This is a genomic window from Pseudomonas sp. BF-RE-25, from assembly GCF_019956105.1.
Taxonomy (GTDB): domain Bacteria; phylum Pseudomonadota; class Gammaproteobacteria; order Pseudomonadales; family Pseudomonadaceae; genus Aquipseudomonas; species Aquipseudomonas migulae.
Window position 1 is genome coordinate 19,827 of the sequence record NZ_JAHBDB010000020.1, and the last position, 23,753, is coordinate 43,579.

The window sequence follows — 23,753 nt, forward strand, 5'->3', positions numbered from 1 at the left end:
TTGGTTACTTTCGCGCTTTTCGAAAGTGACTCGCTGTAAAAGCGAAACCATTAGCGGCCGTTACCGCAGCAACGGATATGTACACCACCAAAAAACGACCTCTCACAATGGGCAGCATTTTTGTACCGCACTACCTGATCCAGAACACCTATCCCAAGGGATAAACAGCTAAGCTGCGGCTGCATCGGCGCGTCGTAAAGCGCCGTCTCTGGAGACGCTACATGGCTCGTACCCCCGGCGCATCGGCGCAACCCCGTGCCGATACACCTGACCGTTGGCTGGACGTACTGGCCGGCCTGTCGATTGCCGGTTTGTTGCTGCCCGAGGCGGTCGCCTATTCCAGCATTGCCGCGTTGCCGCCACAGGCCGGGGTGATTGCCTTGTTTGCCGGGTTGCTGTGTTACGGACTGTTCGGCACCAGCCGGTTTGCCATCGTGTCCGCGACCTCGTCGTCAGCGGCCGTTCTGGCTGCCGCCACCGCCACGCTGGCCAATGGCGATCCGGCCTTGCGCATGAGTCTGGCGATCGGCCTGGTGCTGATGACCGGAGGTTTCTTCCTGTTGGCCGGGGTATTCAAACTCGGCAGCGTCACCTCATTCATCGCCAAACCGGTGCTGCGCGGCTTTGCAGTGGGGCTGGCCGTGACCATCATCCTCAAACAAGTGGCGAGCATCGTCGACGTCCATTTGAGCACCGGTAACCTGATCCGTTTCCTGCCGCAACTGCTGGAGCAGTGGCCGCAGTGGAATAAAGTCGGGGCATTGGTAGGCGCGGTGGCGTTGCTGGTGTTGTGGCTGTGCGCACGGGTCAGGCGTTTGCCTGGCGGTTTGCTGGTGGTGGCGCTCGGCATCGCGGCGGGCCAATGGCTGAACCTGCCGGCCTACGGGGTCAAGTTGATCGGCGTCATCGATCTGAGTCTCGAAGTACCGCTGCTCCCGGTGTTGCCGTTCACTGACTGGTTGCGCTTGGGTGAACTGGCGTTCGCCATGGTGATGATCCTGTATGCCGAGTCTTACGGCTCGATCAGCTCGTTTGCGCTCAAACACGGCGACCGGGTGTCTACCAACCGCGATCTGCTGGCCCTCGGTGCGGCCAATCTTTTATCGGGACTGTTTCATGGCATGCCCGCAGGCGCTGGTTATTCTGCGACATCGGCCAATGAAGCGGCGGGGGCCGGTTCGCGTCTGGCCGGGATTGTGGCGGCCGGGGTGGTGCTGCTCATCGTCCTGACGGTATTGCCGTGGATTGCCCTGACTCCCGAGCCGGTGCTGGCTGCCATCGTCATTCATGCCTTGGCCCGTGGCTTGAGCCTGCAACCGTTGGGCCGGTATTTCATCTGGCGTCGCGACCGCCTGCTGGTGATTTGCGCGGTGGCGGCGGTGCTGGTGCTGGGCGTGCTGGACGGCTTGCTGCTGGCAGTGGCAATCAGCGTGGTGCTGATGCTCAAGCAGATGTCGTCGGCGGACATCCAGGTGTTGGGGCAAATGGCCGGAGGTCACGATTTTATTGACCTGCAACGACATCCCGACGCGAAGGAAATCCCCGGAGTGCTGATCGTGCGGCCCAGCGAGGCGCTGTTTTTCGCCAATGTGGAGCGCATTCTCGGTGGTGCATTGCGCCTGGCGAGGCACGCACAGCCGCCGGTGCATACGGTTATCCTCAGTCTCGAAGAGTCGCCGGATCTGGACGGCACCAGCATCGAAGCACTGGAAGCGTTCTTTTTGCAGGTGCGCGCGGAGGACAAACTGCTGATCCTGGCGCGGCTCAAGCATCAGGCAAAAGCGGCGCTGTCGAAGTTGCCGGCGCAGGAACTGGAGCAGGTGATTCTCAGCGGCCTGAGTGTCGATGTTGCCGTCCAGCAAGCCCTCAAGCCAACCACATAACCCTGTGGGAGCGAGCCTGCTCGCGATAGCGGAGGATCAGTCAACATCGATATGAATGTACTACCGCTATCGCGAGCAGGCTCGCTCCCACAAGGGGGATGGTGCAAACCTTTCAGGCATAAAAAAACGCCACTCATCTCACGATGGGCGGCGTTTTTTACAGCGTTGTAACGTTAGGCTTGAACGACCGGGATATTGGCGTTCGCAGCAACTTCACGGAACTCGGCGATCTGGTCGAAGGACAGGTAGCGGTAAACATCAGCCGCCATGCTGTCGATCTTGCCAGCGTATTCCATGTACTCCTCGACGGTCGGCAGGCGACCCAGGATGGACGCAACGGACGCCAGCTCGGCCGAAGCCAGGTAGACGTTCGCGCCGTCACCCAGACGGTTCGGGAAGTTACGGGTCGAAGTCGACACAACAGTCGAGTTCGGCTCTACACGTGCCTGGTTACCCATGCACAGCGAGCAGCCTGGCATTTCCATGCGTGCGCCAGCCTTGCCGTAGATGCCGTAGTAGCCTTCTTCGGTCAGTTGGTGAGCGTCCATCTTGGTCGGCGGCGACAGCCACAGACGGGTTGGCAGCTGACCCTTGACCTGATCCAGCAGTTTACCGGCAGCGCGGAAGTGACCGATGTTGGTCATGCACGAACCGATGAACACTTCGTCGATCTTCTCGCCAGCAACGCTGGACAGCAGACGGGCGTCGTCCGGATCGTTTGGCGCGCAGAGCACAGGCTCTTTGATGTCGGCCAGGTCGATTTCGATGACTTCAGCGTATTCGGCGTCAGCATCGGCAACCATCAACTCCGGGTTGGCAACCCAGGCTTCCATCGCTTGAGCGCGACGTTCCAGGGTACGTGCATCGCCGTAGCCTTCGCCGATCATCCAGCGCAGCAGGGTGATGTTGGAGTTCAGGTACTCGGTGATCGACTCTTTCGACAGCTTGATGGTGCAACCGGCAGCCGAACGTTCAGCCGAGGCGTCGGACAGCTCGAAAGCCTGTTCGATGCTCAGGTTGTCCAGGCCTTCGATTTCCAGGATGCGGCCGGAGAAGGCGTTCTTCTTGCCTTTCTTCTCGACGGTCAGCAGGCCAGCCTGAATCGCGAAGTAAGGAATGGCGTGAACCAGGTCACGCAGGGTGACGCCCGGTTGCATTTTGCCTTTGAAGCGCACCAGGATCGATTCCGGCATGTCCAGCGGCATAACGCCAGTGGCGGCGGCGAACGCTACCAGACCGGAACCGGCCGGGAACGAAATGCCCATCGGGAAACGGGTGTGCGAGTCACCACCGGTACCGACGGTGTCCGGCAGCAGCATGCGGTTGAGCCAGCTGTGGATGATGCCGTCGCCCGGACGCAGGGAAACGCCGCCGCGGGTCATGATGAAGTCTGGCAGGGTGTGGTGGGTGGTCACGTCGATCGGCTTAGGGTAAGCCGCGGTGTGGCAGAAGGACTGCATTACCAGATCGGTCGAGAAGCCCAGGCACGCCAGGTCTTTCAGTTCGTCACGGGTCATCGGACCGGTGGTGTCCTGAGAGCCGACGGTGGTCATTTTCGGTTCGCAGTAGGTGCCAGGACGAACGCCTTTGCCTGCTGGCAGACCGCACGCCTTGCCGACCATTTTCTGTGCCAGGGTGTAGCCCTTGCCGGTGTCGACAGGTGCTTCAGGCAGTTTGAACAGATCGGTAGGGCCCAGGCCCAGTTCGGCACGTGCCTTGTCGGTCAGACCGCGACCGATGATCAGCGGAATACGGCCGCCGGCACGAACTTCGTCCAACAGGACCGGGGTCTTCATTTCGAAGGTGGTCAGGACTTCGTCGGTGCCGTGTTTGCAGACTTTGCCAGCATGCGGGTACAGGTCGATCACGTCGCCCATGTTCATGTTGGTAACGTCGAATTCGATCGGCAGTGCGCCGGCATCTTCCATGGTGTTGTAGAAGATCGGAGCGATCTTGCTGCCGAAGCAGAAACCGCCGGCACGCTTGTTCGGCACGTAAGGAACGTCGTCGCCGAAGAACCACAGCACCGAGTTGGTGGCGGATTTACGCGAAGAACCGGTACCGACCACGTCACCGACGTAGGCGATAGGGAAGCCTTGACCGCGCATTTCTTCGATCTGCTTCATCGGGCCAGTGACACCCTGGACGTCAGGCACGATGCCTTCGCGGGCCATTTTCAGCATGGCGAGGGCGTGCAGCGGGATGTCCGGGCGGGACCAGGCGTCCGGAGCAGGGGACAGGTCGTCGGTGTTGGTTTCGCCGGTGACCTTGAACACGCGCAGGCTGATCTTGTCGGCCAGGACAGGGCGGTTGCGGAACCACTCGCCGTCAGCCCAGGACTGGATCACGCCTTTGGCGTGTTCGTTGCCGTTGCGGGCTTTTTCCGCGACGTCGTGGAACGCATCGAACATCAGCAGGGTGTGCTTGAGCTGAGCGGCAGCGACAGCAGCCAGTTCGGCGTTGTCGAGCAGGTCAACCAGGGTCACGATGTTGTAGCCGCCCTGCATGGTGCCGAGCAGTTCTACAGCGCGTTTCTTGTCGATCAGAGGGGAAGTGGCTTCGCCTTTGGCCAGGGCAGACAGGAAACCTGCCTTTACATAGGCCGCTTCGTCCACGCCAGGCGGAATGCGATTGGTGATCAGGTCAACGAGGAAAGCTTCTTCGCCAGCCGGGGGATTCTTCAGCAGCTCAACCAGGCCTGCAGTTTGTTCGGCGTTAAGCGGCTGGGGAACGATACCCAGTGCTGCACGCTCTTCGATATGTTTGCGGTAGGCTTCAAGCACAGTTATTACCCTCATCAGTGGTCCCAAATGGGTGTCCGGGACGCTCATCCCGAAATTGCCGTACTCATGCGCTGCGTGGCGTTGTGGGCCACTTAGCCAGAATTACCGACAATTCCTTACAGAAGCTGCTTTCAAAGTTTTACGCCTGCAGAACGGGGAGCTGATGAGGGTTGGCGTTGGGCTTTTCCCCGCTGGAAAAACCCTTCGCCAACACCGCTCTGAAGGAACGACTGTGCTCGTGACGCTTTGAAAACAGCTTCTAACGGACATTGGCGCCTTAAAAGGCTGGCTGATTCTACGGCAAAAAAAATTTAAAGGTAAGTTGGGCTCTCAACTTTGAGGGGTGATGAATGTTAGACAAAGGGCTAACATGCCGGCCTGTTCTGCTTTCCCGTGCTTTGTTGACCTATGCCCAATCAGACCATCAAGACCCCCTGCGTCGGCCTTTGCTCCACTGTTTACGGTGACTTGGTCTGCCGTGGCTGCAAGCGTTTCCACCATGAAGTGATCAACTGGAACGGTTACAACGAGGAGGAAAAACGCGCGGTATGGCTGCGGCTGGAGCAACTGTTGTCCCAGGTGATGGCCAGCAAACTGGAGGTTTTCGATCCCCAGCGCCTGCGTTTGCAACTGGAGCAGCGCAAGATTCGCTTCGTGCCGCATCAGTCGGAATATTGCTGGGCCTATCAGTTGATCGCCCGAGGCGCGCGGGTGATCAACAATCTGGAAGCCTACGGGATGGTGTTGATGCCGGAGTTTCGCGACTGGAACCTGCCGGAGCTGCGGGATGCGATTGATCGGGAGTTCTTTTTGCTCTCCGAGGCGCATTACCAACGTTACATCGCGCCCGGGTTCCTAAAGGATGCGTTCGGGGGTTAACCCTTAAAAGCTTCGCGGGCAAGCCTCGCTCCTACAGGGTTACGTGCTGACCTGTAGGAGCGAGGCTTGCCCGCGAAGGCGCCCGGATGGGCACCACATATCTCAATGATGAGACACCATCTCTTCCAGATGATCCTCAATCTCCTGCGGCTTCAACACCAGCACATCGCTCTCCACCGCATCCAGCACTACCTCCGCCGTATTGCCGATCAACGCGCCGGATATCCCGGACCGCGCCACCGTGCCAATCACGGTCACCGATGCGCCCAACGTGTGGGCCATGTACGGAATCAACACATCCGCCGGACCTTCCGCGATATGCAGGTGCTCATTGTCGATGTCGAACTCGGCTTGAAACGCTATGCACTGTTCGCGGTAACGCGCCTCGATGGTTTCGCTGAGCTGCAACGTAGGGTCCGCCGCCGACAGCATTGGTGAAGGATGAGCGCTGACCACATGCAGATGAGCCTTGGCCAGGCTGGCGATGTCATAACCGTGATCGATGATGATGTTGTGCAGGTGACGGTGTTCGTCATCGGTATTGCCGACATCAATCGCCGCCAGGACCACACCGCCTGCCCAGGGTTTCGAGGTTTTCACCAGCAGCACCGGAGTCGGACAGTAACGCAGCAGTTTCCAGTCCGCCGGGGTCAGCAAGGCTTTTTTCAATGAGCTGTCGGGGTAATGCTGCTTGATCACCAGCCCGCAACCTTCGGCTTGCTGCACATCGACGATGGTTTCGTGCAGGCTTTCGTTCCACGCCTGCTCGGTGGTCACGCTGTAGCCATCCGCGAGCAGCGCTGCCTTGAGCACACCGAGCATGCCGCTGTGGTCATGCTTGCGGTCGCACACCAGCAGATGCAGGTGAGCCTGGGTTACCCCGGCAATCAGCTTGGCCCGTTTGAGCGCCAGGCTTTCCGAGTGTTCGGGTTCGATGACCACCAGAATGCTGCGAATGGCTTGCATGATCGGGATCTCCAGAGGGAAAAAAAGCATGGCGTTGCACAACTATAGTTGCTGGTCACGCATCCGGGACTTGATACATATCAACGGTCGTGGCTGGTGGTCTGGCGGCGGGCCGGTATAATCGGCGCCCTTCGTTTTGAACCTTTATGTCCGTGAGCCCCATGATCCTTCCCGAAATTCACGAGTTCCTCGGTTGCCGCACCCCCGACGGCTGGGTCCAGGCCGCACTGGCCGATCAGGAAACCTTGCTGATCGACCACAAGAACTGCGAATTCAAGGCGGCCAGCACGGCATTGAGCCTGATCGCCAAGTATCACTCCCACGTCGATCTGATCAACCTGATGTCGCGGCTCGCGCGGGAAGAGCTGGTGCACCACGAACAAGTCATGCGCCTGATGAAGAAGCGCAAGATCGAGCTGCGCCAGCTGTCCGCCGGGCGGTACGCCTCTGGCTTGCGCAAAGTAGTGCGCAGCCATGAACCGGTCAAGCTGGTCGATACCCTGGTAGTCGGTGCGTTTATCGAAGCCCGCAGCTGCGAGCGGTTCGAGGCGCTGGTGCCGCACCTGGACGAGGAACTGGGCAAGTTCTACTTCGGTCTGCTGAAAAGTGAGGCGCGGCACTTCCAGGGTTACCTGAAACTGGCTTACCAGTACGGTGACGCCAAGGACATCGCTCAGGTGATCGAGCGGGTCCGCGCTGCCGAGCAGGAACTGATCGAATCGCCGGACGTGGAGTTCCGCTTCCACAGCGGTGTCCCAGCCGCCGCATGACCTGTAGGAGACCGGCTTGCCGGCGAAGGCGTCCTTGAGATCGCCTTCGCCGGCAAGCCGTGCTCCTACAGTTAGTTGCGATCTTTTGCAGCGCAATTGTTAAAAACTCTTAAGAGTATGAAAGATCACTGAAAACCGGCCCCAGAGGCCGGTTTTTGCTGCCTGCAATCGCCGCCCCGACACTGATTGACGCCATAATGCCGCCCACTTCATACAAGAGTTGGCACGCGTTCGTTATGGATAACCTGGGTTTTGGCAAAGTTCTGCTGGTGGAAGACGACGAAAGGCTTGCCGGGCTGATCGCGCACTTCCTGTCCCAACATGGCTTTGAAGTGTTACAGGTGCATCGCGGCGACCTCGCGTTGGCCGCGTTCCTCGACTTCAAACCGAAAATCGTTGTACTCGACCTGATGCTGCCGGGTCAGAGTGGCCTGCACGTGTGTCGCGAAATTCGTAGCGTGTCCGATACGCCGATCGTCATTCTCACCGCCAAGGAAGACGACCTCGATCACATCCTCGGCCTGGAATCCGGCGCCGACGACTACGTGATCAAGCCGATCAAGCCGCCGGTATTGCTGGCCCGTCTGCGTGCGTTGCAACGCCGGCAAACGCCGGACAGCACTGTCTGCAGCTCGCTGGAATTCGGCCATCTGAGCATCGATCGCAGCTGTCGCGAAGTGCGCCTGGCGGGTGAGGGCATCGAGCTGACCACCATGGAGTTCGAATTGCTGTGGTTGCTGGCCAGCGCGGCGGGCAAGATTTTGTCCCGCGACGATATCCTCAACCGCATGCGCGGGATCGCCTTCGACGGCCTCAACCGCAGCGTCGACGTCTACATCAGCAAGTTGCGCGGCAAGCTCAAGGACAACCCGCGTGAACCGGTGTGCATCAAGACCATCTGGGGCAAGGGTTACCTGTTCAATCCGTTCGCGTGGGAGCTGTAAATGCTGCGGTTATTTCTCGGTCTGTTTGTGATGATGACGGTTGGCCTGGTACTGGGGTTGCAAACCGTCGAGCGCACGTTCGATGCGCTGCTCGCCGGTCAAATGCAGAGCTACAACCGCGAGGCGGTGCGAGGTCAGGCCTGGTCGCTGGTGGAGCAGTTGCGCGGCCTGGACGGTCCGGCGCGGGAACGCCAATTGGAAACCGTGCGCCCTCACTACGGTTTGGGCCTGAGCCTGGTCGAAACGGATCAACTGGCCCTGACCGATCAGGAAAAAGCCGAGTTGGCCCAAGGCCTGCTGGTGCTGCGTGACAAGTACACGCAGTTCATCTCGCGCATTGACGACGGTTCGCAGTTGCTCAGCATCAAGCTGCCGGCCGAGCCGAGCCTGATGCCGTTCTACATTGCCGCGGCCTATTTGATGATCGCGGTGATGATCGGTTTCGTGTTGTTATTCTGGGTGCGCCCACACTGGCGAGATCTGGAGAAACTGCGCCTCGCCGCCGAACGCTTTGGCGACAACAACCTGTCGGCGCGGATCCAGCTGTCCAAGCGTTCGAACATTCGCGACCTGTCCGAGCATTTCAACCTGATGGCGGCGCGCATCGAAGGCCTGATCGCCAATCAGCGTGAGCTGACCAACGCGGTATCCCATGAATTGCGCACACCGATTGCCCGGCTGTCGTTCGAACTCGATCAGCTCAAGCAACAATCCGATCCGAGCCAGCGTCGCGAATTGATTGCCGACATGTACGCCGACCTCGGCGAGCTGGAAGAAATGGTCTCGGAGCTGCTGACCTACGCCAGCCTTGAGCGCGGTGCCACGGTCATTACCCGGGAGAATATTCAGGCCAACAGTTGGCTCGACAGCGTGGTCGGCAGCGTGGCGCTGGAGGCCGAAGCGGCCGGGGTGCAACTGCTGATTGTCGAGTGCCGGGTCGATGAGGTGCGCATCGAGCCGCGCTTCATGGCGCGCGCGGTGATCAACCTGCTGCGCAATGCCATTCGCTATGCCGAAGAGCGAGTGGAGGTGTCGTTGGTGCGCACCGGGGATCATTACGAAGTCCAGGTCAACGACGACGGACCGGGCGTGCCGGTGGACGGGCGGGAGAAAATCTTCGAACCGTTCTCGCGCCTGGACGCCAGTCGGGATCGCCGCACGGGTGGCTTCGGCCTGGGCCTGGCCTTGGTGCGGCGGGTGTCGCAGTCTCATGGCGGGCAAGTGCAAGTGGCGGATTCGCCGTGGGGCGGGGCGTCGTTTCGCATGACCTGGGTGCATCAGGATTAGGTGCGGCGCTGCGGCCAACGCCATCGCCGGCAAGCCAGCTCCTACAGTTTGTACGCGTACCGTGTAGGAGCTGGCTTGCCAGCGATGGCGTCATCGGCAACACCCTCAAATCAAAAGCTGTAAACGACCTGCCCAGCCACCGAAGTCTGCATCCGACGCTCGACAATCGGACTGTCCGCCGCTTTACCACCCAGGTACTGTACCGCCAGCACCGTGGTAAAACTCCATTCATCGTTTATCGGCAGCGACCAGGTCAAATCCGCCCCCCGACTCACCAGGCCACCTTTGGTGTCATACGCCTTGAACTTGCTGCGCGACGCTTGAGCGCTGCTCACGCCATACCAGGTGCGCATGTAATTGCTGTCGCCAAACTGACTGTTCAGGCTGCCGACGACCTTGCCGTAGTCACCTTCATAAAACGGTGCGCTGATGCTCAGCTTCAATCGGTTCCAGGCTGAGCCGGTGTCGTGTTCGTCCTCGTCTTCTTCAAGCGCATGTTCATAACTGGCGCCGAGGATGATCGGCCCCATGTGATAGGTTCCGTCCAGCCCCAGCAAGGGACGCGACTTGATCGAGCCCATACCGTTGAGCTCATCCGAGCCCTTGAAACCGCTTTTACGGTCCTTGCGCACATCACTTGCGCCGACGTAGACGCTGAGGCCGAAGTCCTCTTCATCAAACGCCCAGCCAAGACCCTTTTGCGTGTCGAGAAAGAAGCCATAAGGGCTGACGATTTCGCCGCCCAGCAGCGGCGCCACCACGCGTTCATCACTGCCGCTGTAACGCGGCGCACTGGCAGCGCCGGCGCGCAGGCTGTAGTGCCAGTCTTCGGCATACAAGGAGGTGGAGGGGAGAAGCAGGCAAAAAGAGGTCAACGGCAAATACAGCGAACGAAACATGGGAGCACCCTGGGTGATAGTGGATGCGCCCATGCTAGGCGGGTGCCGCCCGGCAATCTTTGGCAGCTTTGTCGCAAAACTGTCAAAGACTGTGAACGGGGTTGGCGAGCAGTGAGTCGCCTGTGGCGAGGGCGTAAATCCCTCGCCACGGGTTCAGCTTAGAAGTCCCACTTGGTGGTCAGCATCAGGTTGCGCGGCTCACCGTAGAACGTGGTGTCGAAGTTGCCCAGGCCGGCCAGGTACTTCTTGTCGAAGACGTTGTTGGCGTTGGCGGTGAAGCTCAGGTGCTCGTTGTACTGGTAACGGATCATCAGGTCCACGAGGGTGTAGCCACCCTGTTTGATCCGGGTGTAGTCGCCAGCGGGAGCGCTGTAGATTTTGCCGTAGGAGGCACTCTGCCAACTGATGCCGCCGCCGACGGTCACTTTGTCCAGGGCGCCAGGCAGGCGATAGGTGGTAAACGTCCGTACCACGTGCTCAGGCTTTGTGGTGGACAGCGGGTAACCAAAGATCCGCTGTTCGTCTTTATCACGGGTGCGTGCGTAGGTGTAACCGGCCGTCAGGTTCCAGCCCTCGGTCAGCTCGCCGGCCAGTTCCAGTTCCACACCTTTGGTGGTGGTGCCGTCGACGGCTTTGAAGATGCCTTCGTTGGTGATTGCGTTGGTGCCGGTCTGCTCCGCGACGCCGTCCTGCTCGATGCGGAACAACGCCAGGCTGGCATTCAGCCGGCCATCGAAGTAAGCGGCTTTCAGGCCGGTTTCATAGCTGTCGCCCTCAACCGGTGCCAGGGTCACGCCACTGGCATCCTTGTAGGTCTGTGGCTGATAGATCGAGGTGTAGCTGGCGTATACCGAGTACACGTCGTTCAGGTCATAGACCACGCCGGCGTAAGGCGTGACGACGCCGTGTTCCTTGTAGCTCGCGTGGGTGTCGTCCAGCGGTGAACCCACGTTGTAGCGGTAGTCTTCGTTGTACTTGAAGGTGCTCAGTCGGCTGCCGAGGATGACCGACAGATCATCGGTCGGGCGCAGGCGGGTGGCGAGGTACAGACCGTTCTGGCTCTGGGTGCGTTCGTACTTGCCGTTTACCGGGAATTCCTGTTTCGGCAGATGACCTTCCCAATCGTAGATGCTCCCCGGGACACTTTCGAAGGCGCTGATGTCGTAGGTGGAACCGGTCTGGCGGGAGTGGGACGCCATGACGCCGGCCACCAGTTCATGCTCGCGACCGCCCAGCGTGAAGGGGCCGGAGACGTTCACGTCGGCCGTGTCCTGCACGCGATGACCTTCGAAACGACCCCAGAAGAAGGACATGCCTTCGCCGGTAGCACGGTCCGGATTGCCGTAGCTGGCCGAGGCCAGTTGGGTGTCGTGATCGGTGGTTTTCTCGCTGAGGCTGGCTTTGAATTTCCAGTCGTTGGCCAACGCTTGTTCCAGTGTTGCAAAGTAGGTGATTTCGTCAAAATCGCGGCGGCTCCAGTCGGCCGCCGGGTTGAAACTGCGCGAAAAGTCGGTACGGCCGCCGTCAGAGAAGTACGTCGTGTTACCGGTCCAGGAACTGCCGCGAGGTGTGGCGCTGGACTTGTCGATGCCGAACGTCAGCAAGGTATCGTCGGTCAGGTCGGCTTCGAGGATTCCGTAGTACAGGTCTTTCTTCTGGCTGTAGTGGTCAATGTAGGAATCCTTGTCCTGGTACACGCCGACAAAACGCCCGCGCACGTTGCCCGAGTCAGTCAGCGAACCGGAAATATCACCGGTGGTGCGGTAACTGTCCCAGGAACCGACGGTGCCGCTGATCGAGGCCTTGAACTCTTTGGTCGGCTTCTTGCGGATCAGGTTGACGGTGGCGGACGGGTCGCCAGCGCCGGTCATCAGGCCGGTCGCGCCCTTGACGACCTCAATGCGGTCAAGGCTGGCCGAGTCGTCGCTGTTGTTCGGGTTTTCACCATAAACACCGTCGTAAGGCTGGTTGACCCCGTCGTACTGGAAGTTGGTGATGGCAAAGCCGCGGGCGGAAAACTCGGTACGGTCGCTGTCATATTTCTGCGTCGAAACACCGGGGGTGTTACGCAACGCATCGCTGATGCTTTGCACGCCGCGATCGTCCATTTGCTGGCGGCTAATCACCGTGACCGATTGCGGTGTTTCACGCAGCGACAACGGCAGGCCAGTGGCCGAAGATGTTGAGCCGGTGGTGTAGGAATGGGTGTCCTCGGTGGTCGCGCCCAAGGCGACACCATTGATGTTCGTCGCACCCAGTTGCAGCACGCCATCGTCCTTGGCTGCCGTTTTGCCGGTGGCCGTTTCGGCGGCATGGGCGGTGGAGGCAAGGCTCAGCAGAGCGGCCGGAAGGGCCAGTGCCAAGGGGCACAGGGCAAAACGAAAACGCGCAGCAATTGGGTGCGACATGGAGATCCCTTTGTATCGAATCGATCGGTAAGTGAAAGGCTTCTGAGGGTTAACCGAACGAAAAACGCAAAGGGGAACTGCCGTGTGAAAAAAAATTGAAGTTTTGATTAGCGAGCCAGGTCCAGTCGCTCGTGCCACTGTGCGATGGACTCCTCGGGCCAGATCTCGCACTGCCGATCACCGGCATGTGCCGCAACCTCCACCCACGGCGCTTTCGAATTGAGCATCACGTGCGTGTACTCGGGTGGCACCGGCAACGCCGTATCAATGGCCGAGGCGAACGGGTGAATCAGTTCCGGCCATTCAGGGCTGAACAGCCACAAGCCCGAGCCGCACACCGAGCAGAAGTGCCGCTCTGCCGTGCTACGGTGGGCGCGTTTATCGCCTTCGTCCTTGAGTCGCGCGTGATAGATCGCGATGGATTTGCGACCGCGCACCTTGAGGCTGGCGGCATCGCCCGCGATGTTGACCGAGTAACCGCCACCGCCCTGGGTCTTGCGGCAGATCGAGCAATAGCAACGTTGGTAAGGATAGGGGTGGGCGCTGGTCAGACTGAACGACACGGCGCCGCAGTGGCAGGAGCCTTCGAGCTGCATGGCAGAACCTCCAAATGATTGGCTGTTACTTCCCTGACCGCCCCGAAAACCGGTGGTTCACTGCTGGATCGGCACCAGGATCGCATCGCCGGTTGCCACCAGCTTCAACTGATCCCCTGTTTGCGCGAACAGTTCGGCACGGGCAAACACCTGCTTCTTGCCGGACTTCACCACCTGGCCGCGCGCAATGAACACTTCACCGACGGCGGGTGCAAGGCAATTCACCGAAAAATGCGATGCCAGGACATTGCCAGCGACCGTTCCGGCCGCAAACCCACAGGCGGTATCGAGCAGCGCGCCAATCAGGCCGGCATGCAGGAAGCCTGCGTATTGCGCCATGTCCGCCTCGCGAAAAGCCAGGGTCAGTTCCACCTCGCCCGGCTCGGTGCGAGTGACCTCGAAACCGGCCCAACGGTTGAAGGCGGACGTTGAATTGATCTTTTTGAGTGCATCAAGCATGGCGAATCCCTCCGGTTGAGGCATCAACATGCGCCGGGTTTTGGGGGATGTCATGGTGGATAAAGAAGGGTGATGGGCGGGTGGCTTGGTGGTGAATATTCAAGCCTTATCGCTAGCAGGCTAACTCCCACATTGGATCTCCAGTGTTCATGAGACCACTGTGGGAGCTAGCCTGCTGGCGATGAACGAATAAACGGTCCCACTGGACGCCCACCGTTCACCCGGTCAGCATGAGCACCTCGAATCGGGAACCGACCCATGCGACGACTACCTTCCCTTGCAGCCCTGAAAACCTTCGAGTGCGCCGCCCGCCACGCCCACTTCGGCCGGGCCGCCGCAGAGTTGTGCGTCACCGACAGCGCCGTCAGCCATCAGATCCGCCAGCTCGAAGAGCAACTGGGCGTGTCGCTGTTCATCCGCGAAGGCCGGCAAATCCGTCCGACCATGGCCGCCGGGCGCCTGATGCAAAGCCTGCAGCAAGCCTTCGAACTGATTGGTGAAGCCTGCGATGAACTGCGCGATCCGTCGTCGCTGGCGGTGTTGCGCCTGGCGGTGACGGCCGAGCTGGCGCAAAAGTGGTTGATGCGTCGCCTCACGGATTTCTATGCGCGCTATCCGCATATCACCTTGCATCTCTACGAACAGCCAATCGACGCCACCGCGCCGGGGGAAGACATCGACCTTGCGATCACCTACGGCACCGGCCCGGTGGACAGCAGCGCGTACTTCGTTCGGCCATTGCCGGCATTGCAGTTCTTCCCGGTGTGCAGTCCCGGCCTGTTCAACCAAGGCGCCTTGAAAACCCCGAAGGACCTGGCGCGCCACTGCCTGCTGCACGACGATCAGGACGGCAAGACCTGGACCGCGTGGCTCACCAGTCATGCCGGCGATCAACGCCCCGAACGACAGTTGTATTTCGCCCATGCCGGCCTGGCGCTGGAAGCCGCGGCCCAAGGACAGGGCGTGGCCATGGGCGATAACCTCACGGCGCAGGAAGACTTGCTCAGCGGTCGACTGGTCCGGCCGTTTACCTCAAGCATGACTGCGCTGGGCCAATACGCGCTGGTGTGTGAACGAGTGCGCCTGGAGCGTCCGGCTGTGGCGCAGATGCTCGAATGGTTCAATGATCAACTGATCGATTGATGAGTTTTATTCAACTGTTCCGCAATTATCATCGTTGGCGAGGAGGGTGCCGACGACCTTAGCCTGTGGTCATTCCAATCCCCGTCAACGAGGTTTGACCATGGCACGTTCGCTCGACACCACCCCAAAACAAGACGGCTTTCGCCTGCCCGGCGAATTCGAAACCAAGGCCGGTTGCTGGCTCGGCTGGCCGGAGCGCACCGATGTCTGGCGCAACGGGGCCAAGCCGGCGCAGAAAGTCTGGGTGCAGATCGTCACCGCCATCTCTCAAAGTGAACCGGTCACCGTGTGTGCCTCCGCCGCGCAATTCGCCACGGCGCGCCGTCAGTTACCGCCGCAAGTTCGCGTGGTGGAAATGACCTGCAACGACACCTGGTTTCGGGACAGCGGTCCGTGCTTTGTGGTGAATGATGCCAGCGGCGAAGTACGCGGCGTCGACTTCGAATTCAACGCGTACGGCGGCCTCGATGGCGGCTTGTACTACCCGTGGGACAAGGACGACCAGATCGCCAGCAAGATCCTCGAAATCGAACGTTTCGACCGTTACCGCGCACCGCTGATCGCCGAACTCGGCGGCATTCAGAGTGACGGCCAGGGCAGCATCCTCACCACCGAACAATGCCTGCTCAACCGCAATCGCAACCAGCACCTGGGCAAGGAAGAAGTCACCCGGCGGCTGACGGACTACCTCGGCGCCGAGCAAGTCATCTGGCTGCCGCGCGGTTGCAAATTCGACGAAACCGACGGTCACGTCGACGACCTCGCGTGCTTCGTGCGTCCCGGTGAAGTGGTGCTGCAATGGACCGACAACCGCGATGACCCGCAATGGGAAATCTATCAGGAAGCCTACGACGTCCTGCGCAGCACCCGTGACAGCCGTGGCCGTGAGTTGATCGTGCACAAACTGCCACAACCCGACGTGCTGGAATGGACTGCAGAAGAAGCCGAAGGTCTCGACCAGCAAGACAGCACCCACACCCGTCAGGCCGGCACCAGAATCTGCGCGTCGTATATCAACTACTACGCCGGCAACACCTCGATCGTGGTGCCGTTGTTTGGTGACCGTAACGATCAGGTGGCACTGGCGACACTGGCTGAGCTGTTCCCGCAGCACAAGATCGTCGGCATCGAAAACTCCCGGGAAATCCTGCTCGGCGGCGGTAACGTCGCGTGCATCACCATGCCTCAATACGCTGGTAAAGGAGTGTAATCATGGGCCTGCACAAACTGACTCAAGCGTTATTGCTGGTGCTTGCACCCTTGTGTGTGCAGGCCGCCGACAGCGTCAGACCGGTGGTGAACCTGTACATCTGGGGCGAATACCTGGCCCCGGATACCCTGACCAATTTCGAGAAAAAGACCGGCATCCATGTGGTCGCCGATCATTTCGATTCCCTGGAAACCGTCGAGACCAAACTGCTCACCGGCCGCAGTGGTTATGACCTGGTGCTGACGGCGGGGCAGCATTTGTCCAGGGCGATCCAGAGCGGTGCCATTCAAACCTTGAACCTGCAACGGTTGCCGCACTTTGCCGGCGTCGGTGACGAGTTCCGCCAGCACATGGCGGTGTTCGATCCGGGCAATCGTTACGCCGGGATTTATGCCTGGGGCACGACCGGTGTGGGTTATCAGGAAGAGGCCGTCAAAAAGCGCCTGCCGGAGGCGCCAACGGACAGTTGGGCGATGCTGTTCGATCCGGCGGTGGTCTCGAAATTTGCCGATTGCGGCGTGAGTTTGCTCAACGATCCCAACGAGGTGTTCGCCGCGGTGATGAAGTACATGGGGCTGGACATCAACCGCCAGAACCTCGATGACCTGAAGCTGGCCGAGCAGCAACTGGCGAAGATCCGGCCGTACATCCGTTACTTCGACAATGACCTGAACATCAGCGACCTGGCCAATGGCAACACCTGCGTGGCGATGTCGTGGAATGGCAACGTGGCCATTGCGGCGGGCCAGGCAGAAGCCGCGAAAAAACCGTTCACGTTGACCTACCGGATACCGAAGGAGGGCACGTTGATCTGGTTCGACGCCATGGTCATTCCCAAGGACGCGCCGCATCCCGAGGCCGGGCTGGCGTTGATGGATTACCTCATGACGCCGCAAGTGATTGCGCCAATCACCGACACCATTCACTACGCCAATGCGATCACGGCGGCGGATGACTTGATCGCCCCGGCGATTCGTAATGATCCGGGGACGTATCCGTCGGCGCAGGTAAGGGCTTCGTTGTATAGCAAGAATGACAATGGCAAGGCATTCAACCGGGCGTTGATTCGGGCGTTCAGTCGGTTGAAATCCGGGTTGTGACAAGTTGTGGATTGTAGTGACAGTGGCACCGCCTTCGCGAGCAAGCCCGCTCCCACATTGGATCTATGTCATTCACAAATCCAATGTGGGAGCGGGCTTGCTCGCGAAGAACGATAAAGCGGTCCCACTGAACGCCATCAATACCCCGGGGCACCGCTAATGGCGCATTCCCGAACCAGCATCGGTTTTCCGGTCAGCCCTTAATCTCCATCGGGCTGCCAACCAACAGCACCTCGTCCTGGATAGCGGCCAAGGCGTTTGACGTACCCCGTCCCTGTTGCGCCAGTTTGTCCTCTTTTAGTGCCTGTTGCAGAAGACCGAGGAGATTTTGCGTCTTCGAGGACGAGACAGGTGTCACGTTATCTTCTTCCAGGCGCCCCATTACATATTTGGAAATACGCGTGGACTGGCTCGCCGAATGGCTGACGGACGCTTCGACCAACTTACCTTTGACATAGCCGATGCTGCTCGTGCTGCTGGCCTTATCGTCGATCTGGTAGTACTGATAGTTCTGAGATTGTGGGTCATCCGTCAGTTTCAGCTTTTGTCCGGCATACAGTGGCTTATGGTAGTGGGCCGTCAGATGCGATTGCTGATTCTGGACGACCTTGCGATTGAACTGATCCTGACCTGTGGATTGCGTGGCCTGCGATAAGCCATAGGTGAACGAGTCGAGTTCGAGAGGCCGTGCAGGATTGCCGTTCACAGTCTTCTCGGTGACCGTCGCGCTAAAGTCGGCGAGTCCGGTGAGCACGCGGCGGTCGGTGTCTGTCAGCTTGATCGCCGTTAGCGCCTGCGGTCCGGTAGCAGCGCGGCTTTCCGGGTAGTTGCTGTGCACAGTCTTGAATGCACTCTCGAACATCGACAGCAGATTCTGGTCGCCGTCGCCTCGTACACGCGCCGCTTCTATTTGACGCAGATACCCTGCGAGCGCCTTGGCTTTCTGATTGCTGTCGCCGAGGATGGCGGCATTTTTCAGGTCCACGGACATGTCGAAATCACCCGCCGCGCCGCTCATGCGTACCTGGCGCTGGCTTGCGTCGGCGTGCAGCTCAAGGCTCTGCGTACTGTCATCGTCGAGCTTGAACCGTGTGATCAGGTCGACCGAGGAGAACACGTCAGTGTCGAACTGAGCCAGCGCCTCCAGCTTGAGTTGCGGTGGAACGGCGGTGAGGCCTTGAATGGCCGATTCAAATCCTTTGGCCATTGCCCCAAGCGCAGCAAGTTCTTCCTCGCTGAGATCGCCGCCCTGGACCTGAGCCTGCACCGCCAGCGCGTTATCCTGACTGGACAGCGTGATCTGGACGGTTTTGCCGCTTGCCGTTTTCAGGGTCAGGTTGATGCTGTTGTCTGCAACGCCACTGTGGAGCCTGGCTTGGGCAGCTGCCAACTCTGCAGGCTCAAGCTCCCGTCCGGTCGATGAGCGAATGACCGACTGGGAGATGTTCTTGTTGGATTGCGCCAGCTGCAGAAGCAGAGTCTCACCCAGTCCCCGGAACCGGCTACTGGCTGTAGTGCTTGCGAAGTTGCCACCCATGCGAAACGACACTTTGTCAGGCTGCGTGTATTCCCAGGCAAGCGGGGCATCAGGCACCGCAATGACACCCCGGGAGGTGTAAGTCTGCGCATCGATGGTGTTGCTATCTTGATGCAAGGTGACAATCGATGCGGGGGAGGACAGGGCGGCTGTTGATTCGGTGGTCGTGCCAACGGCGGGCTGGGTGGCAGCAGGCCTGGCGACCGCCAGTGGCGGCAAGGAAGAGATTGAAGAGATGACGGTCATTGCTGCTCCATGCTGAGTACCAGTAGTTTCCTACAGGACTTGTCGGCAGGGGGCTTCATAACTTGAGGTGCGAGTGCCGGTGGCTTTGGATGTGTGGTGAATGGGCTGACGCCTTCGCGGGCAAGCCTGCTCCCACAGGGGAATGCATTTCAAATGTGGGAGCGGGCTTGCTCCGGGCGGCGTTCCGGCGATGAACGATGACTCGGTCTACCTGTTGGGCACTCGCCACAAATACCAGGAAGCCACCGTCCGATAAGGACGCCACCCCAACCCGATCTCCACCATCTGCTTGCGCGTCGGCTGCACCTGCAACCCTTTCAACCGCCTATACCCCTCGCGCACCCCAAAGTCATCCGCCGGCAAAATATCCGCCCGCTCCAGGCTGTAGATCAACAGCATCTCAACCGTCCAGCGCCCAACCCCGCGCAAGGTGATCAACCGTTCAATCAACGCTTCATCGTCCATCGCCAACGCCGTCGCATAATCCGGCACCACGCCATCCAGCGCCGCCTGAGCGATGCCCTGAATGGTCGCGATCTTGCTCGCGGAAAAACCGCACCCACGCAGTTGATCAAACCCGGTCGCCAGAATCTGTTCAGGTCGCGGAAACGCCGTCGAAGGAAACAGCGCCAGAAGCCGGCCGACAATCGCATCCCCGGCTTTGGCGTGCAGTTGCTGATAGGCAATCGCCCGCACCAGCGACTCATACGGATCGCGCGCCGCATGCGGTTGGTGCAGGCACGGGCCGATGGCGGCGATGTGGCGCGCCCAGTCTTCATCAATGGACGCGAGAAACGCCGTCGCGGGCAAATAAGGATCGGTCAAGCGTTCACCGCAGGTTTGAACAGCGCGTTCACTTCCCCGTAGGTGAACGCCTTGAGGTGGCTGCTATCGAGTTTGCCGGTTTCCAGAAAGCTTTTGGCCAGGCCGGCCATCGCACCGTAAAGAAACTCGGCGATACCGGAACCGGCGCTCAAACGGCGAACGCCCAGCGCTTGCAACGCTTCAGGCGATGGCAGCCCCGGCAGCCCAAGCACATTCAACGGCAGCGGAGTGCCATGGCACAGCGCAGCAATCTCGTACTCCGCCGAAACGCCGGCCGCGAACAGCCCGTCAGCACCGGCCGACTGATACAGCGCCGCACGTTTGAGCGTTTCCGCGACGCGGTCTTCGGCCGGCACCAGACCCTTGAGATACACATCGGTGCGGGCGTTGATGAACAGCTTCACATTACGGCGTTCCGCAACCTGACGGGCGATGTCGATCTTGCGCGCCAGCAGCTCGGGCGGGGATGCACCGTCTTCGATATTGATCCCGACAGCACCGGCGGCAATCACCGCATCAATCACTTCGGCAACCCGTGTCAGGTCATCGGAATAGCCGGCCTCGACGTCCACGGTCAGCGGCAGCGAAATCACCCGGGCGATGGACTCGACGCTCGAGACCAGGCGTTCGAGGGGCAGGGCATTGCCGTCCGCATAACCGTGAGCCCAGGCGACTGCCGCACTGCTGGTGGCCACGGCTTTGCAGCCCAGTTGCTCGACGATGCGCGCCCCGGCGGCATCGGCGACGTTGGTGAGAATCAGCAGGCCGTCCTGATGCAGCCTGTGGAATTGCTGGTCGAACGTGTTCATCGAATTTCCTTCCTTTTGAAAAACAGCGAATCGTCAGAACGCGAGTTGTCGTGTGACCTGCACCGCAGCGTTTTCCAGCCTGAGCAGAAACGCCTTGCGCGGTTGTCCTCCACCATAGCCCGTCAATGAGCCGTCCGCGCCGATCACCCGATGGCAAGGCAAGACAATCGAAATCCGGTTGTGCCCATTGGCCAGACCCACGGCGCGGCTGGCACCGGGTTTGCCCAACAACGCGGCAATGGTGCCGTAGGTGCTGGTCTGGCCATAGGGGATTTTCGCCAGTTCGGCCCAGACCTGTCGGGAGAATTCAGTGCCGGGCAGATGCAACGGCACCTTGAATTCAGTCAATTTGCCAGCGAAGTACTGCGCCAGTTCTGTTTCGATTTGCTGCAGGTGCGCGTTGTGCCCCGGTGCTACGGCGTAGCCATGACGGTTCTGCAGGGCTTCGACTTCCCGGGTCAGTGCCGGCCGGTCGAGAAATTCCAGCAGCACCAGACCGCGCCGTTCGGCCATGGCGATCATCGGCCCTAGCGGCGTGGTCAGGCGCGTGAACAGCAGGGGCTCGCTGTTGGCCGCACGACCAGGGGTAATGTGAAAGGATTTTTGAAAGGCATCGCGGAACCCGCTCAGGGATTCGTAGCCGGAATCGAACGCCGCGCTGTCGATGGAATCGCCCTGTCTGATCCCGCCCAGCGCCATGCCGAGGCGTCGGGTGCGCAGCCACGCGTGGAACGTCATGCCGAAATGCTGCTTGAACCAGCGCCGCAGTTTCAGTGGCTCGATGCCTTCAGCCAGCAACTGGGCATCGGTCCAGCGCAGCTCGGGGTCGGCGTCCACCGATTTGAGCAACTTCTGCACCCAGTCCGGCGCGATGGCGGCCGCGTCCAGCGGCTTGCATCGCAGGCAGGCGCGGTAGCCGGCAGACAGGCAGTCATCGGCATGGGCGAAGAACTCGACGTTCTCCGGTTTTGGCTTGCGCGCCGTGCAGCTGGGGCGGCAGAAGATGCCGGTGGTTTTGACCGCAGTAAAAAACACCCCCTCGTAGGTGGTGTCTCGTTCGAGCATGGCGCGAACCATCTCGGCGTGGGGCGGAAGCATCGCGTTTTGTAGGTTCATGGGTTGAGCATAGGGCGCGGGGCCTAAGGCCTCCACCGGAAAATCGACAGTGAATTTCTACTGTTGGTCTATTGCTGGTCGGACATTGTGGGAGCGGGCTTGCTCGCGAAGGCGGTGTGTCATCAAACATATTTTTCGACTGACACTCCCTCTTCGCGAGCAAGCCCGCTCCCACAGTTAGGTCGCCGTCTATTCAGGCGCGACGCGCCATCAGCAACACCGAAGCCGCCGCCGACAACAACCCCGCGCAGCACCGGTTGAAAATCCGCTTGCCCCGAGGCTTGGCGAACCAGCGACGCATGTGCAGGCCCATGTAGGCGTAGGCGCCAATGGCGATCCATTCCAGCATCAGGAACAACGCGCCCAGCACCGCGAACTGTGGCGTCACGGCCTGACCCGGGTCGACAAACTGGGGCAGGAAGGCGGTGAAGATCAGGATCGCTTTCGGGTTACCGGCCGCCACCAGAAACTCCTGTCGTGCCAATGTCAGCATCCCCGCCGGAGCGCCCGTCACCACGTTTTCCGTCCCCGGATCCGCGCGCCACAATTGCCACGCGAGGTAGAACAGGTACGCCGCGCCGATAATCTTGATCCCGTAGAACAACAACTCCGACGTTTGCAGCACCACCGCCAGGCCTGCCGAGGCGAGGGCGATCATCCCGGCGAACGCCAACAGTCGACCGATACCCGCAACACACGCCGTGCGATAGCCGTAGCGCGTCGAGTTGCTGACCGATAGCAGGTTGTTCGGGCCGGGGGCCATGTTCAGGGCGAAACACGCCGGGAGAAAGAGGGAGAGGGTGGCGAGGTCCATGATTCGGCTCCAGAAGCGAGAGCGATATTTTTACCACAGGTGCCGTGCGGCTTGACCCGTACAGTGGCGAACGGCACGCCCCGTACAATCGCTTACTTCGCGAACTTCTTCGCCCCCGCCACACACAAAATCACCGCCACGGTCACTGCCAGCATTCCGACGCTGACCTGCTCATGAAGCAACGTCGCCGCCAGCGCCAGTCCAAAAAATGGCTGTAGCAATTGCAGCTGCCCCACAGCAGCAATCCCGCCTTGCGCCAGCCCGCGATACCAGAACACAAAACCGATCAGCATGCTGAACAGCGACACATAACCGAGGCTGAACCACGCTGGCGTGCTGATCCCCGAAAACGAAACGGGCGTGAGCCACCAGGTCATCACCGCCATCACCGGCAATGACAACACCAGCGCCCAGCAAATCACCTGCCAGCCGCCCAGTGTTCTGGACAGCTTCGCCCCCTCGGCATAACCGAGGCCGCAGGCCAGGATGGCTGCCAGCATCAAGAGGTCACCTTCAGGCGAAGCGGTCAGGCCTTGCGACGCGGCAAATCCCACCACCAGCAGACTGCCCAGAACCGAGAAAAACCAGAATACCGGCCGGGGACGCTCACCACCGCGGATTACGCCGAACACGGCGGTCGCGAGCGGCAACAGACCCACGAAGACAATCGAATGCGCCGAGGTCACGTATTGCAACGCCAGCGCGGTCAACAGTGGAAACCCGACCACCACGCCCAGGCTCACGATGACCAGCGGCAATAGCTGGTTGCGCGCCGGACGTTTTTCCTTGAACAACCACAACAGACACAGCGCCAGCACCCCGGCGATGGTGGCCCGGGCGACGGTCAGGAACACCGGATCGAATTCCAGCACCGCGACCCGCGTGGCGGGAAGCGAGCCGCTGAAGATCACCACGCCGATCAGTCCGTTGAGCCAGCCGCTGGTGGTAGTTTCCCGGTGCTGGGTGTTCAGGTTCGATACTCGTTCCATTGAGGGTCACACTCGACTGATGGTTTAAACGGCGGGTTGCCTTGAACGCATCGTATGACCGAGTATTAAGACAATCAAAGAATTGTCATG

At 60.2% G+C, this 23,753-nt stretch carries 20 protein-coding genes; 8 read left to right on the forward strand and 12 right to left on the reverse strand.

The features are described from left to right. Nucleotides 1-221: 221 nt before the first annotated feature. Nucleotides 222-1,883: a SulP family inorganic anion transporter gene (locus tag KGB24_RS10835; RefSeq protein WP_223474781.1), complete on the forward strand. Its 1,662-nt coding sequence runs from the start codon at nt 222-224 to the stop codon at nt 1,881-1,883. A 173-nt stretch (nt 1,884-2,056) separates the two neighbouring features. Here the strand turns inward: KGB24_RS10835 and acnB are convergent, their stop codons facing one another. Beyond that, nucleotides 2,057-4,666 (reverse strand): bifunctional aconitate hydratase 2/2-methylisocitrate dehydratase, encoded by a 2,610-nt coding sequence (acnB, locus tag KGB24_RS10840; RefSeq protein ID WP_223414517.1) that lies wholly within the window; start codon nt 4,664-4,666, stop codon nt 2,057-2,059. Between the two features lie 408 nt (nt 4,667-5,074). Between acnB and KGB24_RS10845 the strand changes: the two genes are divergently transcribed. Further along, nucleotides 5,075-5,545, forward strand: coding sequence for a DUF1289 domain-containing protein (locus tag KGB24_RS10845; protein ID WP_008028699.1), 471 nt, complete (start codon nt 5,075-5,077; stop codon nt 5,543-5,545). Nucleotides 5,546-5,647: 102 nt separating this feature from the next. Here KGB24_RS10845 and KGB24_RS10850 read toward each other — a convergent pair whose 3' ends face one another. After that, entirely contained in the window at nt 5,648-6,511 is an 864-nt protein-coding gene (locus KGB24_RS10850; RefSeq protein ID WP_008028696.1) for a universal stress protein, read from the reverse strand. 161 nt (nt 6,512-6,672) lie between these two features. On the opposite strand from KGB24_RS10850, the gene KGB24_RS10855 reads away from it, so the two are divergent. From KGB24_RS10855 to KGB24_RS10865, 3 genes are all read left to right on the forward strand, one after another. Then, the gene (locus tag KGB24_RS10855; RefSeq protein WP_008028695.1) at nt 6,673-7,281 is read left to right on the forward strand and encodes a tRNA-(ms[2]io[6]A)-hydroxylase; all 609 of its coding nucleotides are present in this window, start codon (nt 6,673-6,675) and stop codon (nt 7,279-7,281) included. A gap of 236 nt (nt 7,282-7,517) precedes the next feature. Beyond that, nucleotides 7,518-8,225: a winged helix-turn-helix domain-containing protein gene (locus tag KGB24_RS10860; protein WP_032828732.1), complete on the forward strand. Its 708-nt coding sequence runs from the start codon at nt 7,518-7,520 to the stop codon at nt 8,223-8,225. Further along, entirely contained in the window at nt 8,226-9,512 is a 1,287-nt protein-coding gene (locus tag KGB24_RS10865; RefSeq protein ID WP_223414479.1) for an ATP-binding protein, read from the forward strand. Nucleotides 9,513-9,622: 110 nt separating this feature from the next. Here KGB24_RS10865 and KGB24_RS10870 read toward each other — a convergent pair whose 3' ends face one another. From KGB24_RS10870 to KGB24_RS10885, 4 genes are all read right to left on the reverse strand, one after another. Beyond that, nucleotides 9,623-10,411 (reverse strand): MipA/OmpV family protein, encoded by a 789-nt coding sequence (locus KGB24_RS10870; protein WP_223414480.1) that lies wholly within the window; start codon nt 10,409-10,411, stop codon nt 9,623-9,625. 158 nt (nt 10,412-10,569) lie between these two features. Continuing rightward, the gene (locus KGB24_RS10875) at nt 10,570-12,819 is read right to left on the reverse strand and encodes a TonB-dependent siderophore receptor (protein ID WP_223414481.1); all 2,250 of its coding nucleotides are present in this window, start codon (nt 12,817-12,819) and stop codon (nt 10,570-10,572) included. Between the two features lie 107 nt (nt 12,820-12,926). After that, entirely contained in the window at nt 12,927-13,415 is a 489-nt protein-coding gene (locus KGB24_RS10880; protein WP_223414483.1) for a GFA family protein, read from the reverse strand. A 57-nt stretch (nt 13,416-13,472) separates the two neighbouring features. Next, the gene (locus tag KGB24_RS10885; RefSeq protein WP_008028682.1) at nt 13,473-13,874 is read right to left on the reverse strand and encodes a PaaI family thioesterase; all 402 of its coding nucleotides are present in this window, start codon (nt 13,872-13,874) and stop codon (nt 13,473-13,475) included. A 258-nt stretch (nt 13,875-14,132) separates the two neighbouring features. Here KGB24_RS10885 and KGB24_RS10890 point away from each other — a divergent pair, with 258 nt between their 5' ends. From KGB24_RS10890 to KGB24_RS10900, 3 genes are all read left to right on the forward strand, one after another. Then, nucleotides 14,133-15,017 (forward strand): LysR substrate-binding domain-containing protein, encoded by an 885-nt coding sequence (locus KGB24_RS10890; protein ID WP_008028679.1) that lies wholly within the window; start codon nt 14,133-14,135, stop codon nt 15,015-15,017. A 100-nt stretch (nt 15,018-15,117) separates the two neighbouring features. Beyond that, nucleotides 15,118-16,227, forward strand: coding sequence for an agmatine deiminase (aguA, locus tag KGB24_RS10895; protein ID WP_223414484.1), 1,110 nt, complete (start codon nt 15,118-15,120; stop codon nt 16,225-16,227). Nucleotides 16,228-16,229: 2 nt separating this feature from the next. Continuing rightward, on the forward strand, nt 16,230-17,327 hold the full coding sequence (locus KGB24_RS10900; protein WP_008028676.1) for an extracellular solute-binding protein: 1,098 nt from the start codon (nt 16,230-16,232) through the stop codon (nt 17,325-17,327). 193 nt (nt 17,328-17,520) lie between these two features. Here the strand turns inward: KGB24_RS10900 and KGB24_RS10905 are convergent, their stop codons facing one another. The 6 genes from KGB24_RS10905 to KGB24_RS10930 form a co-directional block, all read right to left on the reverse strand. Then, nucleotides 17,521-19,110 carry a lactate dehydrogenase gene (locus KGB24_RS10905; RefSeq protein WP_223414485.1) on the reverse strand — a complete coding sequence of 530 codons (1,590 nt, stop codon included), beginning with the start codon at nt 19,108-19,110 and terminating at the stop codon, nt 17,521-17,523. Between the two features lie 207 nt (nt 19,111-19,317). Then, a complete protein-coding gene (locus KGB24_RS10910; RefSeq protein ID WP_223414486.1) occupies nt 19,318-19,935 on the reverse strand; it encodes a DNA-3-methyladenine glycosylase family protein in 618 nt (205 codons plus the stop codon). Continuing rightward, a complete protein-coding gene (locus tag KGB24_RS10915) occupies nt 19,932-20,744 on the reverse strand; it encodes an isocitrate lyase/phosphoenolpyruvate mutase family protein (protein ID WP_223414487.1) in 813 nt (270 codons plus the stop codon). The genes KGB24_RS10910 and KGB24_RS10915 overlap by 4 nt, the downstream gene beginning before the upstream one ends. A 33-nt stretch (nt 20,745-20,777) precedes the next feature. Continuing rightward, entirely contained in the window at nt 20,778-21,860 is a 1,083-nt protein-coding gene (locus KGB24_RS10920; RefSeq protein WP_032828731.1) for a bifunctional transcriptional activator/DNA repair enzyme AdaA, read from the reverse strand. Between the two features lie 193 nt (nt 21,861-22,053). Then, the gene (locus KGB24_RS10925) at nt 22,054-22,674 is read right to left on the reverse strand and encodes a LysE family translocator (protein WP_008028666.1); all 621 of its coding nucleotides are present in this window, start codon (nt 22,672-22,674) and stop codon (nt 22,054-22,056) included. Nucleotides 22,675-22,766: 92 nt separating this feature from the next. After that, nucleotides 22,767-23,663, reverse strand: coding sequence for a DMT family transporter (locus KGB24_RS10930; protein ID WP_223414488.1), 897 nt, complete (start codon nt 23,661-23,663; stop codon nt 22,767-22,769). Between the last annotated feature and the right edge of the window lie 90 nt (nt 23,664-23,753).

Excerpts from the sequence above, each read along its gene's own strand:
- KGB24_RS10835 (WP_223474781.1), top strand. The coding sequence starts at position 222 with ATGGCTCGTACCCCCGGCGCATCGGCGCAACCCCGTGCCGATACACCT.
- KGB24_RS10845 (WP_008028699.1), top strand. The coding sequence starts at position 5,075 with ATGCCCAATCAGACCATCAAGACCCCCTGCGTCGGCCTTTGCTCCACT.
- KGB24_RS10850 (WP_008028696.1), bottom strand. The coding sequence starts at position 6,511 with ATGCAAGCCATTCGCAGCATTCTGGTGGTCATCGAACCCGAACACTCG.
- KGB24_RS10855 (WP_008028695.1), top strand. The coding sequence starts at position 6,673 with ATGATCCTTCCCGAAATTCACGAGTTCCTCGGTTGCCGCACCCCCGAC.
- KGB24_RS10860 (WP_032828732.1), top strand. The coding sequence starts at position 7,518 with ATGGATAACCTGGGTTTTGGCAAAGTTCTGCTGGTGGAAGACGACGAA.
- KGB24_RS10865 (WP_223414479.1), top strand. The coding sequence starts at position 8,226 with ATGCTGCGGTTATTTCTCGGTCTGTTTGTGATGATGACGGTTGGCCTG.
- KGB24_RS10870 (WP_223414480.1), bottom strand. The coding sequence starts at position 10,411 with ATGTTTCGTTCGCTGTATTTGCCGTTGACCTCTTTTTGCCTGCTTCTC.
- KGB24_RS10875 (WP_223414481.1), bottom strand. The coding sequence starts at position 12,819 with ATGTCGCACCCAATTGCTGCGCGTTTTCGTTTTGCCCTGTGCCCCTTG.
- KGB24_RS10880 (WP_223414483.1), bottom strand. The coding sequence starts at position 13,415 with ATGCAGCTCGAAGGCTCCTGCCACTGCGGCGCCGTGTCGTTCAGTCTG.
- KGB24_RS10885 (WP_008028682.1), bottom strand. The coding sequence starts at position 13,874 with ATGCTTGATGCACTCAAAAAGATCAATTCAACGTCCGCCTTCAACCGT.
- KGB24_RS10890 (WP_008028679.1), top strand. The coding sequence starts at position 14,133 with ATGCGACGACTACCTTCCCTTGCAGCCCTGAAAACCTTCGAGTGCGCC.
- aguA (WP_223414484.1), top strand. The coding sequence starts at position 15,118 with ATGGCACGTTCGCTCGACACCACCCCAAAACAAGACGGCTTTCGCCTG.
- KGB24_RS10900 (WP_008028676.1), top strand. The coding sequence starts at position 16,230 with ATGGGCCTGCACAAACTGACTCAAGCGTTATTGCTGGTGCTTGCACCC.
- KGB24_RS10905 (WP_223414485.1), bottom strand. The coding sequence starts at position 19,110 with ATGACCGTCATCTCTTCAATCTCTTCCTTGCCGCCACTGGCGGTCGCC.
- KGB24_RS10915 (WP_223414487.1), bottom strand. The coding sequence starts at position 20,744 with ATGAACACGTTCGACCAGCAATTCCACAGGCTGCATCAGGACGGCCTG.
- KGB24_RS10920 (WP_032828731.1), bottom strand. The coding sequence starts at position 21,860 with ATGAACCTACAAAACGCGATGCTTCCGCCCCACGCCGAGATGGTTCGC.
- KGB24_RS10925 (WP_008028666.1), bottom strand. The coding sequence starts at position 22,674 with ATGGACCTCGCCACCCTCTCCCTCTTTCTCCCGGCGTGTTTCGCCCTG.
- KGB24_RS10930 (WP_223414488.1), bottom strand. The coding sequence starts at position 23,663 with ATGGAACGAGTATCGAACCTGAACACCCAGCACCGGGAAACTACCACC.